This window comes from Jutongia sp. SJQ-6 (assembly GCF_054161275.1).
Map to the genome: position 1 here is coordinate 1,375,612 of NZ_CP195314.1, position 14,362 is coordinate 1,389,973.

Here is a 14,362-nt window from a genome sequence, read left to right on the forward strand (position 1 = left end):
AATAACTATACTGATTATAGTGATACTGATCTTATCCTTTCTTTTCCGGAATGGAACGGATATGTTTTTTCGTTTTATAAGATCTGGTTTAACTACTATTAAATTTGGATTCTGTATGGTATAATAATAATGTTGCGAAAATGTCCATTTGCCATGAAAGGAGGACTGCACATGAAGATGACAGATCTTCTTGGAGAAGCAACCGAATACGATAAAAAACAAGCCGTTGAGAAAAAGAAATCAAAAAGCTGGCTTAAGAGTGTCAGTGCCTTTGCAAATACAGCGGGTGGAATGCTGATTTTTGGTATCACTGACGATGAAGAAATTGTTGGCTTGGAAGATATTAAGTCTGACTCTGAGTTTATCAGTCAGAAAATCAAAGAGAGAATTTCTCCATTCCCTGAAGTGATAATGAAGCTTCATAAAACTGAGGCCGAAAAAGAACTGTTGCTCCTTCAAATTCCAGCAGGAGCAGAAACGCCATACTACTATACCGGTGACGGTGTAACGGAAGCATATATACGCATTGGAAATGAAAGTGTTGTTGCTGATGCGACCGAATTAAAGCGTTTGGTTATGCGTGGCAAAAATTCTTCTTATGATTCGCTGATATCTCCGTATAGCTACGAGGACTTTTCTTTTAGTAAGCTGAGAGAGCGTTATAAATCTTGGACTGGAAATAGTATGACAGAGAAAAGTTTTGAATCCTTCGGTATTCGAGATGCTCAAGGACGTCTTACAAATGCAGGTGCATTGCTTGCCGATGATTCGCCTGTTCGCTGGTCTCGTCTTTTCTGTACAAGATGGAATGGATTAGATAAGAGTGGTGGACAGATTGATGCTTTGGATAGTGCTGAGTACACAGGCAGCCTTATTATTCTTCTAAATGAGGGCGTGCACTTCGTGAAGCGTAATATGAAAACGCTTTGGAAGAAAACTCCTAATTCCAGAATTGAAATGCCGGATTACTGTGAACGAAGTATATTTGAAGCATTAGTCAATGCTCTGATTCACCGAGATTATTTGATTAATGGAAGCGAAGTTCATGTGGATATGTTTGATGACCGCCTTGTGATTTACTCTCCGGGTGGTATGCCTGATGGAACGCAGATTCAAGAACGTGATATTGATGATATTCCGTCCACCAGAAGAAATCCTATACTTGCAGATATTTTTGCTCGTCTTGGATATATGGAACGTCAAGGCAGTGGCTTAAGCAAAATTTGCACTGCCTATGAAAATGCTGCAAATTACCAAACCGGTATGGAACCCACTTTCCGTTCTAATCGTGTAGAGTTTACGGTAAAGCTTCCCAATTTGAATTTTAAAGCATCAGGCAATGACGCTTTACATGAAGCATTAAATGAGGCTTTAACAGAAAAACAAAAGTTACTGCTTGATATATTGCAAAACAATCCCACCATTACGCAAAAGGAAATTGTTGAAAGTGCAGCTCTATCCAGAAGTACTGTTCAGAGAACAGTTAAAGAACTGACTGAAATGGGACGATTGGAACGAGTTGGCTCGAAGAAAACAGGCAGTTGGATTGTAAAAGAATAAAAAATATAATGTTTGAAATCTCCGTTGTTCTATTATAGAATTGCGTCAATTGTAATCTGAGATTCCATACCTACATCTCAGACTGATCTAAAAAGTTAATAGTAATAAGTGTAAAGGGAAGGTATGGATTTTCCTTTACAAATTCAAGAGACTGACTGGATTGTTAGTCTCTTTTTGTTATGCTTTGATTTCTGGCGGTTGGAAAGGAGCTACCATGTCAAAGTTTTTAACATATGAAGATCGATTAGTTATTGCACAACTCCTTCAGGAGAATGCCTCCTTTGGGGTTATAGGAAAGAAATTAGGCAAGTGACGAAAGTGCAAATGGTTAGATACAACTTCATCCCAAGTTGGGATGAAGTTCTGCGGTGCAACTTGCACCAAAGCATGGCGTGAAGATTTTGCGTTGTAAATTCCTGACGAGGAGACTGGAATTTCAAAAATAACAAAATGACTTCTGGACAATTCGTCCAGAGGTATCATCAAGTTCCAAGTAGAATATCAAAAATATCCTTGCTGCAACTTTCGTTAAAATGAAACTCTGTTATTAGCTGCTTGTCCCCGAATTGGGAATAGTCTCTTTGGCGGAACTTGGCATGATTGCATCTTTCGACATTTCATGCTACGATAGTTACAGTTGAAAATTAAATACTGCTTCATACGAGATTTTATTGATGGGCAAAAAGGTTAAAATTGACCTTGGCAATATGGATTATAAGACATGGCGTGAGGAACTGCAGGAAGATGCCGACACGCTTGAACTGCTCATTCTCATGATGAAGGATATTACGCCGGAGCATGATTCCAAATTGCAGACACTGATTGAATTGCTCGACGAGAAAATGACGCATTCAATCAACGAGGGTAATAAGAAGGTGTTAATCTTCTGCTAGAGTATGAAGGGAAATACCAGGCATGGACGACTTATAAAGAAAAGGCCGGAAGCGGCAATAGTGCATTTAAGGTTGACACCTATTATCATACGGAATGGTTACCGGAAGACGAACTTATTCTGAAGTTGGATGGCCTGAATATGGATGCCGTCTATGAGAATTATGTGCGCCAAATTGTCGGAGACGCGTTGCGTGCCATTTCTGGTGGAGAGCTGGAAAGTCTGAAAGAATCCGTCGAGCGAGACAAGAAGATTCAACAGTTGCGGAAACAAATAGATGCTCTTCAAGCTAAAGTTCGCAGAGAGAAGCAGCTAAATCAGCAAATGGAGCTAAATGCTGCAATAAAGCAACTATGGAAGGAGTTAAAAGATATTACATGAAGATAGAGAAAATTGAACTGAAAAATTTTAAACGCTTTACGCATTTGATTGTCGAGGATATACCTAAAACAACTAAATTGGTAGTTTTAGTAGGGCCTAATGGCTCGGGAAAGACCTCTTTTATGGAAGCAATGAATCATTACTATAAATATGCTGGATATAGTAAAATTGGAGATTATCATTATTTAAGTAAAACCGGTAATGTAGATGAACTCAACCATAGCCAATGGTATGACCGTGCATCAAAACTTGTAGATATCGACTTTCATGACATGACTCTACCCAAATGTATCGGAGACAATAGAAATATTAAAGGTCATTTCTATTTTCGAAGCGCATATAGAAACGAACCCGATTTTCAAATAAGTTCTATGCAAAGGCAACAGGATCCCACTGAATCAATACGATTGGAATCGCTTATCCAAAATGACCAGACTGTTTCTGCAAACTATCAAAGACTGATTGCTAATACCATATCAGGAGTATTTAATGATGATAATGATTCAAAATCCGTTGCTGCTTTGCGTGATGAACTGACCGGAAAAATCCGCACTGCCATTGAACGCGTATTTGAGGATTTGAAATTTTCATCTCTCGGCGAACCTCTTAAAAATGGTAATTTCTATTTCACGAAGGGAACCACAGAGAATTTCAGCTACCGCAATCTTTCCGCTGGAGAGAAATCTGCTTTTGATTTAATACTGGACATGGTTATCCAATCAAAGTATTATCCAGATGCTGTTTATTGTATTGATGAGCCAGAAACCCATATGCACACTAAGCTACAAGGTAAGGTGCTGCGTGAATTATACTTGCTCATTCCAGGAGAATCACAGCTTTGGCTTTCGACGCATTCAATCGGCATGCTTCAAAAGGCAGAAGAAATTGAAAAGGAGCATCCGGGTACCGTTGCTTTTTTGGATTTCGGCGAAAGAGATTTTGACACAGATCAAGTTATTCGCCCTGCAAAGATTGGAAAAGCGGTTTTAGACAAGTTTTATGAGCTTGCTTTCGGCGACTTTGCAAAGTTAATGTTACCCCAGACAATCGTGTTTTGTGAAGGCGATCCAAATGGAGGAAAACGCAAAGATTTCGACAAGACGATTTATTCAACCATTTTTGCAGATACCCATCCAGAAACTTTCTTTATTTCTAGCGGTTCATGCAATGACATAGAGAATATTGAGAAAACGCATGGCGAAATTATTAGTACACTACTCGAAAGCACTCAAGTCATCAAAATAGTTGATCGCGATGACCGCAGTCCACAAGAAATTACCGATCTTGCGGAAAAGGGAATCAAAGTATTAAAAGAGCGAAATCTTGAATCCTATTTATTTGATGACACCGTTATCAAAAAGTTGTGTGAGTCGGTTGAAAAAACCGAGGAATATAACGAATGTATACGTGAAAAGAATGAAGCACTTGCTGCTTCCATAGCTAGGGGAAATGCGCAAGATGATTATAAGTCTGCTCGTGGAGATATTTACAATGCATTAAAGAAGCGCCTTGGGCTTACCAAATGCGGCAATAATGCGGACAGCTTTATTCGTGATACACTCAGTCCATTAATTACATCTGACATGGATGTATACAAAAAGTTAGATGGGGAAATATTTGGTAAAATAGGTGAAGGAGAAAATACATAATGGATATCTTCAGCGCGGATGTCCCCAGCTACATCAAAGAAACGCAAGAACCAATCAAAGTCGAATTCGGAGACTGTCGCAGTGGCATCATCGCTAAGTTCAACGTTTGCTTTTTTGGCAATCTTCAAGAAGTTGTTCCACTTATAGAAGTCATAGGTTGTAAGCTTACCTTCGCGCGCCAGTGACTGGATGGCGGAGGAGAAATCGCCGGATTGAATCTGTTCTATCGCTACCGAAGAAGAATTCTGACCGACAAACAATATCGTCATGACACCCTGTACCACCATAGGAATGGCGGCATCTATTACCGCCAACTCGGTATCGCTCGGCAACAGAGCTTCTTTTTGGAACTGGAATAGATCTGGTATATTGCGGTTTAAACGTAGATTATGCAATTCCTGTTTGACATCTTTCGTGATATATTCTTTTGACCTTTTCGTAAATTGCAGCGACTCCCGCAGTGCGATGACATAATACCAGTACGGATCTTCTAACTTCCGCACACTTTTCTCTAAGGAATAAATTGTTTCTTTACTTGTCAATGTTCTTTCCCGTAAGAACATATGGAAAGCAGATATGACCGTCTTTATACCCCTTATTTCCAGCTTTTGGATATTTTCAAGAAGATCGTCATCAGATTGTTTTGTAATCTCTTCGCGTCGATCGGATGGAATGGCCTCCAGACCACTGATATATTTATTGGCAGTCATTCGGTCTACTTGCGGCCAACGCTTTGGGTCCCTTCTTATATTCCCGCTAAGGAACAAATTCATGACCTCTGGCTGAGAATACAGCGTATGTCTGGCAATCAAGCCATGATAAAAAACTGGAAAACAAAAAGGTATTCGATCCATATAGTCCACCCCTATTATGCGTTATATGCCTGTCTGCGTTCTCTGCAGACTGGCATTTTTCGTCGTAACAAACTCGTAACTTCCGCTCAATTACGAAAGAAGCTCCTGAGCTGGATGGACTTAAAGGCGAAAAAGCCAAGTTGGAAAACAAGCGAAAAAAGCTTCTTAAAGCTCATTACTGCGATGCGATTCCACTAGATCTTCTTAAATCCGAACAGCAGAAAATTGCAAAAAAATTGGCCAGCATTGAGCATGAAATCAAAATGCACGATACCATCTTTGAGCAAATAACCGAAAATCTTAAGAGAGCACTAGATATTGTAGAGAATTGCGGTGAGGCATATAAAAACGCCAGTGACACAATTAAAAAGCTGATGAATCAAGCAATATTCGAGAAGTTCTATATTAGCAACGACGCAGATATGGAATTTAAGGTAGATGCAGAATTTAAGCCACCTTTCGACCAGATTCTTGAACCGGTTAAAGATGATATTATACGAATTAACAGATTAGCGCAGGATTGCTCAAGCAAGCTGAGCTAGTATATAGACATAGCAAAAGACCACATCCAGAAAATCTTTGGATGTGGTCTTTATACCATAAATAATTCCACGAATATGTCAACTTACTCGAACGACTCAATTTTTTTAGCCATAATAGTTCGAGTAAGGTACTTTTAGTGGAGCTGCGGGGAGTCGAACCCCGGTCCGAACCCAGATTCAATGTACTTCTACTGTCATAGTCAGTGTTTTAACATTCCCTCCAAGCAGCGCCCACTAACAGGCTATGCTCTTTGGTAGCTTCATAGATTTTCCGTCATCGCAAAGCTTTGACAACGGAGTGTCCCGCAGGTATGACACCGGCTACCTTAGCGGCGGGGCGCTAAGACCGATGAGCTGCGCTTAGGCAGCTAATGCTAAATTATCTTCAGCGTTTAATTTTAAATCGAACTTTTTACGTGGTGTCCGACCACGGACAGCTTCTCCATCTGCAGTGAGCCCGTCGAAACCAGTACAACCCCTTGTTGTAACCGGTAGATGCGCTATATAAAACGCTCACCAAAATGTTTCTGCTAACATTACGTTATGCAAATATAACACTTTTTATACCACCTGTCAAGAATACATCGTTTCGTTTTGCTCTTTTTCCAATAATTATGTGCTTATCTCACAACACTCTACTTTCCCTATAAATATCTTTAAGTACAATTTTCAGCAAGTACAAACTCATACTTTTCTCACCACACAATGCATCCGCATCCCTTTCCGGATCTCAAACGATTCTACTTTTAATCCTGCTTTTTGACAGCACTCCTCTATCACACTCCGTCTGGCAATTTTCACATCACCATGTCCACACAGGTTTGCTAACGGAACTTCGATGTTATCCATAAACCAAAGCAGCAGTCTATTATTGCTTGACGCATCACGCAAAATCAATCTGCCACCCGGACGAAGACATCTTTGCACACTGTCAAAAAACGCCTGTGGATTTGGATAATGGTGAAAACTGTTCGAGCAAATAATGCTATCAAAGGAATTATCTTCAAATGGAAAGTTCTCGCAATCACCCACGACAAATGTAGCATTGGGAATATTCTTCTTTTGCGCTTGCTCGATCATTGCCGGTGTTAGATCCAGACCCGTATAATGCCGCTCCGGATATTTTTCTGACAACAGTGAGATCATTGGCGCCGGACCACATCCGGCATCCAGTAAATCCATAAATGGTTCCCTCTCCAGCTCTGCCATAATATCTGGATAATCTTTTTTGCACATCTCATAAATACCGGCTTTGTCGCCTTCATATATGCCGGCCGCTTTGGTAAACTCCTTGACTGACAGTTTCTTATATTCTTCGTTCGTCATATTCCTTCTCCTTACTCTGTGGTTAGTCTTTACTAACTAGTTATTTTAAGAAAAGCCGTGCATCCACACACGGCTGATTTTCCACATTTTAGCACAAAAAGAAACGACTGACAAGAGACCAATTATGATAACTCTCTTTTCATCGCAATAATCTGACGAATGCGGCAATCCGAATAGCCATACATCCTAGACAACTCTCTTACATTTTTGCAGGCCGCATAATCTTCCGGTATGGGAAGTTTGAGTAAACCATATACATTTGTGGCAGCGTTTTGTCTATTTCATACATTAGCTTAGTAATTCAGCATACAATTATTCACAAAAAATTTCCCGCTGAAATTTTCAATATTTTTTTCTATAAAATGTAGGGTGCCAAATTAGAATATATAATTTTATTTGTATGAATTCGATATGAAATAAAAAACGACAGAAACAAGTTCTTTACCACTTATCTCTGTCGTTTACTATGTACAACATTTCGTACACTATTCAATTTCTATAAATGAATGACCAAATTAAAACTCAACATATTTTCCTTCTGCTTTATCATTGATAACATAGTATGCTTTACGCTCTACCGGATCAATATAAACACGCAGGGATTTGATAGCTCCAACACGATGACCCTCAGCCTTATATACCTCATGGATCTTCTCAATAATGGAAGCTGTCTTAAACTGCTCTCCATCAAACTCAACAAATACTTCCTGTATTTTCTCTACCGGTTTCTTAACAGTTTTCTTTCTAGGCTTTCTTGTCTTCTTCTCTGCCACTTTCTCTTCTGCCTTCTTTACTGTCTCTTTCACAGCCGGCTTAACTTCTGCCTTAGTAGCAGGCTTTTCCTCTGTCTTCTTAACAGGTGCCGGTGCTGCAGCTTTCACCTCAGGTTTCTTAGCTGCTACTGCCTTCATTGCAGTCTCTACAGATGTGTTTTTAGCTGGTGCTTTGGTCTGTGCTGCTTTCTTAATTGTCTTAGCCATTTTTCTTCTCCCTTTCATAAATAAATCAATCAAAGAATTTATACATTTACTAACGCTTACAATGGCAAGTTTATACCCAATAGAGCGCAGTTGCAAGGGATTTTTAAAATTTTGTTAGTTCTGTATATTTTTTTACTTATTTTTGTTTTTTTTTATTCAATTTGCAACACAAAAATAACGAATTAAGAAACATTTTTCCAAAGCACCCGTTAAAACCTTAACATTTCACTAATCTTTCATCTTCGGTTTGAATATGAGAGAACCCAAATATCCAAAAATTAACGCTGCAGATACTCCTACTGCACATGCACTAAATCCTCCCTTAAATAAACCAATAAATCCTTCTGCATCTACCGCTTTTTTTACTCCTTGATATAGGACATTTCCAAAGCCGAGCAAAGGGACTGTCGCCCCTGCTCCTGCCCATTTGGCAAATGGCTCGTACACACCGATCGCTCCAAGTACAGCGCCGCTGCATACCAACAGTACCATAATCCGTCCAGGTAGTAGCTTTGTATTATCCATTAATATTTGCACAATAACACATATCAGACCGCCAACAATAAACGCCAATATATAATCCAATGTGATACACCTCTTTCCACTAATTTTGCATTCAAGATCATCAAAAATAATGATTTTTTTGTCTATTTTTTATTTCCTATTTTTCCACTTTACAACCGGGATCTTCTCCTTTAATTATTTGTTATTTTTGACCCTTTTTATCAAATAATTATCATTAATTTATTGTAATGTTACTCAAACTTCCCATGCCTTAACTTGTCCACAACCACCTATTACTGATTATGTCAATGACCACTAAACATTTTGCAGTTACTAAAGATTGACTTCTGCCGTAAGAGATCTATAGCAATTGCCTTGCCGTATTTTCGTTATGGGAAGTTTGAGTCATGTTAATTAGAAATAAGGGTTTCCAATCTTACGGCGTGTGCAATTCCCGGAATGCTATTACCTTCGTTAAAACTGACGACTGACAGCAATGCTCCCGTTGGAACAAACAACACTCGTTTCCATTCTCCGATCTCCAACTGTTTCAACACATACCCGGCAAGCATGACCGCACTGCATCCACAGCCGCTGCCGCCTGCCTGTGCTTGTGCATCCCTGCCATATATCTCAATACCACAATCAATATAACGATCTGCAATATCATACCCTTCTGACCGCAAAATGTCGATTAAAATATCTTTGCCAACCATCCCCAGATCTCCTGTAATGATCTGGTCATACTCTGACGGATCTGTTCCGAAATCTTTGAAATGTGCTGCGACCACCGATGCGGCTGCAGGGGCCATACAGGCACCCATGTTCATCGTATCTTTCACACCATAATCAACGATCTTTCCGGTCGTAATCCCGGTAATTTTGGCCATTCCCTGTTTCTGATCCCCTTTACATATCACAACGGCTCCACTTCCTGTCACCGTCCAAGTCGAGGCTTTAGGACGCTGATTTGCATAGCCTAGCGGAAAACGAAATTGTTTTTCAGCACTGGCAAAATGGCTGGAAGTCATTGCAAGTACATAATCTGCGAATCCACCTTCTACAAGCATAGAACCGATCCCGATGGATTCTCCCATCGTCGAGCAGGCTCCATACACACCAAACAACGGTTTATCAAATCCTGCTAAACCAAAAGAAGACGCCATAAGCTGTCCCAGGAGATCGCCCGCCACAATGTAACGGATCGCCTCTTTACCACAGCCTGCCTTTTGAATAGCAAGTTCTGCGGCACGCTCCTGAAGTCTGCCTTCTGCGTCTTCCCATGTATCTCCACCAACCTTAGGGTCTGACTCGATCTGGTCAAATACATCACCAAATGGGCCATCCCCTTCCTTTTGCCCTACTACAGATGCAGCAGCGCAAATGATCGGTGGCTCTTCAAATTTCACACTTTGTATTCCCTGCTGTTTCTTCAAACCTACATCACACCTTTCTCTGTTTTCGCTCAATGCAGTATTGCCTTACAATTGCAGATACCCAGCTCTTTACAAGAAAGTATTTCCGATATAGTTTTTTTTATTCGAGTTTTGCTAACAACACGCGTTTTTTTGTCCCTTTATTTATCCTCATCCATCAAATTGCTCTCGTCTCCAAGGTCAATCTTTTTCATCTTTCTGCGATAGAAGATATCGTAAAATACCGGAACAATAAACAATGTCATAAGCGTTGCATACAGCAATCCTCCGATCGTTACGATCGCCATACCACGAGACATCTGTGCACTGGTGTCTGTGCTAAATACCATCGTTGACATAGCAAGAACTGTCGTAAGCGCCGTCATTAAAATCGGGCGCATACGGGTAACCCCGGTCTCCACCAATGCGTCTTTTTTGGATACGCCATCCAGACGAAGCTGGTTGACATAATCTACAAACACAATACCATTGTTTACAACGACACCGGCCAATACCAAGAATCCCATCATTGACATAACAGACAATTCCTCGCCTGCGATCAAAAGACCAAGCAATCCACCGGTGAATGCAAGCGGTATTGTAAGCAACACGATAAACGGCGACAAAAGTCCTTGGAACTGCGCTACCATGATCAGATAAATGAATAAGATAGCAAGCGAGATCATAAGGAGCATGTTTTTCATCATCTCATTATTTGTCTCGCTCTCACCGGAGATCTTCACATCGTAGCCATCCGGTGTTTCATATTTGTCAAGCTGCTTCTGCAGATCACGGCTAAGCAATGTTGCATTTTCGCCATCCTTAACCGATGCCGTTACCGAGATCATGTTTGAAATGTTTTCACGTTTTAACGTTGTCAGGCTCTTCGCCTCTTTCACATCCGCAAATTCTTTCAGCTTATGAGTCTCTTTCTTCTGCTTGCCCTGATCGTCCGTTACTGTCGTTTCAAACTTATAAGACAGTAGGTTGTTCGTCTTTAATTCATCACGATCATCGACAAGTTTGACCTTGTAATCCTGATCATCTACCGTGATCGTTGTCGCTTCTTTATCCGTGGATAATTTACCGGACAGCTCTTGGAAGACCTGCGCTACCGTAAGTCCATAGCGCATCGCCTTATCTTTATTCACACTGACAACAAGTTCTTTTTTGCCCTCTTCCTGCCCATTGGTAATATCCTCGTACTTGTCAGTTTTCTCGAGCATTTTCATCACATCTTCGCTGATCTTTTCTAACTTCGTTGTGTCCTTGCCGTAAATATCGACCTGCACACCAGATGCCATCATACTCGACATATCCATATTTGATTCGGATACAGAATAATCATCCAACTTCTTCTTGCTCAGGATCTTTTCGATCTTAGCTGCTATCTCTTTATTTTGATCAGCATACTCTTCATCCAAAATGATCATTGCATTAAAAGACTTGCTGGTTCCGCCGCCCGTCGAAAGTCCCATCATGGAAGAATTATCTCCCATCAACGCTCCAACCGTCTTAACACCTTTGATCTTACGCACTTCTCCGGCAATCTCATCTGACAATGCGTAATCCTGCTCGGTCGATGTTTTTTCCGGCATCGTATAGGAATAGGACATCTGCTCACTGCCCATTTCCGGCATAAATACAATTCCCATCTGTGTCACTTTCCAAACAGAAAAACCAAGTAAAAATACGGCGATCAAGATTGGAACCGCTTTCCATTTCAAACAGAACCGCAAAATCTTTTCATAAGCCACCTGAACAGCATGGAAGAATCGATGCTTTCGATTTGGCTCCTTACGCAAAAGTGTCGCACCCATTGTTGGTACAACAGTCAACGCAACGATCAAACTTGCACTCAAACTGTAAGCGATCGTCAAACACATATCCTGCATGATCTGACGAGTAATACCATCCGTAAAGATGATCGGCAGGAATACGCAGATTGTCGTAAGCGTTGATGCAAAAATAGCCCCTGCCACTTGATTGGCTCCCATCACTGCTGCACGTGCAGCTGAAACTCCTTTTCCTCGTAATCGATAAATATTTTCAATGACGACGATCGAGTTATCAACCAGCATACCAACACCCAATGCCAAACCGGACAAAGAGATCATATTCAGCGTTATGTTCGTAAAGTACATAAGCACAATGGCAAACAGTACGCTAAGCGGAATGCTGAAAGCAACGACTACCGTAGGACGGATATCCTGTAAAAACAGGAATAATACTACGATTGCTAATAATGCTCCCCACAACAAATTAGAAATAACGGAGTCAACGATCATTTTGATATAATCACCTTGATCCATTAACTTTGTGAAGTGCAGACCATCATATTTTTCTTCCAGTTCTTTCATGCTCTTGGCACAGTTTTTGGACACCGTAGACGTTCCTGCTGTACTCGCTTTGGAAACACCAATAATGATCGCATCGTTACCATTTAATTTTGCATAAGAATCTGCACTATTGTTTACTACTGTTATATCCGCCACATCCTGCAGGCGAACATTTCCGATATCTTTCATATGGCAGAGCAGCGTCTTTTTGAGGGCGTCAATGCTCTTATACTGATCTCCTACTTTGAGCAAATACTGTGTCTTATCTTCATTAATGTATCCTGCCGGCATCGAAAAGTTTTCCGCCGTCAAAATACCTGCCAGTGTCTCCTTCGTCAACATCTGATCAAGATTCGCTTTTTTGAGCGCCTCTTTCTTGGAGTTATGGAAGGATTTCTTCGCATTATCTAACTCCTTTTCACTATTTTCCAAAGTCGACTTTGCGGACGCCATCTGTGCATTGGCAGAACCAAACGCCGCGGCCGCTGTGATCTTACCGGTTTCAACTTTCTCGTATTGACTCTCCGCCTTACTGATAGACTTTGTCACTTGCTTTACGACCGCCTGTGCGGCTGCGATCTCAGTCTTTAAGTTCGCAAGCTCTGTATCGATCTGCGGGATACGAGTTTCTACAATATCGTACAGGGATTTCAGACTCTTCTTTGTCATCGACTTGGCAATCTTACTCTGTCCCTGTGTTTTGAGCATATTTTTGTAAGCCGTCAATTTTGACGGATTGTCGATCGCATCCTTGACACTGGTTGGCAATGCGGCTTTCTGCTTCGCTGCCTGTGTTGCCGTCGCACTTTCTGCCTGTGTTCCAGCTGCTTCTTTTAGAGTATCTGCAGCATTACCAAGCTGTTTCAAATACGTGTCTACATTGCTGTCCGTCACTGTCACATTAAGACCGGTCTGTTTCAGCGTTTCCTGTACCATTGTATTTAAGATCTGCTTGTAAATCGTCGTATATATCGCCTGATAAGCAGTTCCACCCTTGGCAAAACTATTCTGAATTGTCGCAAATCCTTTGTTCATCTGCTCATACGAGGATACTACTTTATTTGTCGTATAGGCTTTCTTCTCACCATTTAACGCCGACTGACTCGCCTTTAAGCTTGCAAGCTGGGATTCGTACGCAACTTTTGTCGCAATTGCCTGATTCATCATCTTGCTGAACTTTGCAAGCTGTGCAGATTGTTTTCCCTGTTGCTGCGACAGTTTCTTCTGCTGAGACTCTAACTGTTTTTTCCCCTCTTGAAGCTTTTTGCTGCCATCATCAATTTTCTTTTTGGCATCTGCGAGTGCCTTGTCTGTCTTTTCCAACACACGGGCATTGACGTCATCAATCTTATCCTGGTTTAATACAACCTCAATTGATTCCTCAACCATACCATTTGTCGAAACACTTGCCACACCATCACCGCGCTCCAGCGCCGGCAAAATATTATCATCCACAAACTTGGCAAGTTCCACACGGTCTTTGCCCTCATAATCGACACTTGCCATAACCGTTGACATCATGTCCATCGAGATTTCCATGATCATAGGCTGTCCCGCTGTATCCGGTAATTCCAACTGATTGACCGCCGAAGACACTTTTACCATGGCAGCATCCATATTCGTATCATCCTGAAACTGCAGCATGACCATACTGGAATTTTCTGCAGAATTACTGGTTACTTTTTTTACACCATTCACAGTACCAACTGCACTTTCCATCGGTTCTGTAATGTCCTTTTCTACCTTTTCCGGGGCAGCCCCCACATAGGTCGTAATCACCATCATATATGGCATATTCATGTTTGGCAGAAGGTCCGTTGTCATTTTAGAATAGCTGACACCTCCAAGTACCAATACAATAATAACACCGACCAAGATCAAAAATGGTCTTTTCACACTAAATTTAGGCATATCTCCGCC

General features: G+C 41.0%; 10 protein-coding genes, 1 other RNA gene and 1 pseudogene. 6 read left to right on the plus strand and 6 right to left on the minus strand.

What is annotated here, in order from left to right; all coding sequences use genetic code 11:
• Positions 1-171 precede the first annotated feature (171 nt).
• From ACSAJE_RS06365 to ACSAJE_RS06390, 6 genes and pseudogenes are all read left to right on the plus strand, one after another.
• Positions 172-1,560 (plus strand): ATP-binding protein, encoded by a 1,389-nt coding sequence (locus tag ACSAJE_RS06365; protein ID WP_458009977.1) that lies wholly within the window; start codon positions 172-174, stop codon positions 1,558-1,560.
• 214 nt (positions 1,561-1,774) lie between these two features.
• Positions 1,775-1,870, plus strand: a pseudogene (locus tag ACSAJE_RS06370) (helix-turn-helix domain-containing protein); the annotation flags it as partial.
• A gap of 364 nt (positions 1,871-2,234) precedes the next feature.
• Complete coding sequence (locus ACSAJE_RS06375) at positions 2,235-2,453, plus strand: hypothetical protein (protein WP_458009978.1); 219 nt, start codon at positions 2,235-2,237, stop codon at positions 2,451-2,453.
• Complete coding sequence (locus ACSAJE_RS06380; protein WP_458010052.1) at positions 2,447-2,833, plus strand: DUF4391 domain-containing protein; 387 nt, start codon at positions 2,447-2,449, stop codon at positions 2,831-2,833. The genes ACSAJE_RS06375 and ACSAJE_RS06380 overlap by 7 nt, the downstream gene beginning before the upstream one ends.
• Entirely contained in the window at positions 2,830-4,482 is a 1,653-nt protein-coding gene (locus ACSAJE_RS06385; RefSeq protein WP_458009979.1) for an AAA family ATPase, read from the plus strand. The genes ACSAJE_RS06380 and ACSAJE_RS06385 overlap by 4 nt, the downstream gene beginning before the upstream one ends.
• A gap of 994 nt (positions 4,483-5,476) precedes the next feature.
• A complete protein-coding gene (locus tag ACSAJE_RS06390) occupies positions 5,477-5,878 on the plus strand; it encodes a hypothetical protein (protein WP_458009980.1) in 402 nt (133 codons plus the stop codon).
• Between the two features lie 135 nt (positions 5,879-6,013).
• Here the strand turns inward: ACSAJE_RS06390 and ssrA are convergent.
• The 6 genes from ssrA to ACSAJE_RS06420 form a co-directional block, all read right to left on the minus strand.
• Positions 6,014-6,357: a transfer-messenger RNA gene (gene ssrA / locus ACSAJE_RS06395) on the minus strand.
• Between the two features lie 205 nt (positions 6,358-6,562).
• Positions 6,563-7,204, minus strand: a complete 642-nt coding sequence (locus ACSAJE_RS06400; protein WP_458009981.1) for a class I SAM-dependent methyltransferase — start codon at positions 7,202-7,204, stop codon at positions 6,563-6,565.
• Positions 7,205-7,719: 515 nt separating this feature from the next.
• Positions 7,720-8,184, minus strand: a complete 465-nt coding sequence (locus ACSAJE_RS06405; protein WP_458009982.1) for a DUF6465 family protein — start codon at positions 8,182-8,184, stop codon at positions 7,720-7,722.
• Between the two features lie 228 nt (positions 8,185-8,412).
• Positions 8,413-8,769 (minus strand): stage V sporulation protein AE, encoded by a 357-nt coding sequence (gene spoVAE, locus ACSAJE_RS06410; RefSeq protein ID WP_118689924.1) that lies wholly within the window; start codon positions 8,767-8,769, stop codon positions 8,413-8,415.
• 329 nt (positions 8,770-9,098) lie between these two features.
• A complete protein-coding gene (gene spoVAD / locus ACSAJE_RS06415) occupies positions 9,099-10,124 on the minus strand; it encodes a stage V sporulation protein AD (protein ID WP_118506990.1) in 1,026 nt (341 codons plus the stop codon).
• A gap of 140 nt (positions 10,125-10,264) precedes the next feature.
• A complete protein-coding gene (locus ACSAJE_RS06420) occupies positions 10,265-14,353 on the minus strand; it encodes an efflux RND transporter permease subunit (protein WP_458009983.1) in 4,089 nt (1,362 codons plus the stop codon).
• Between the last annotated feature and the right edge of the window lie 9 nt (positions 14,354-14,362).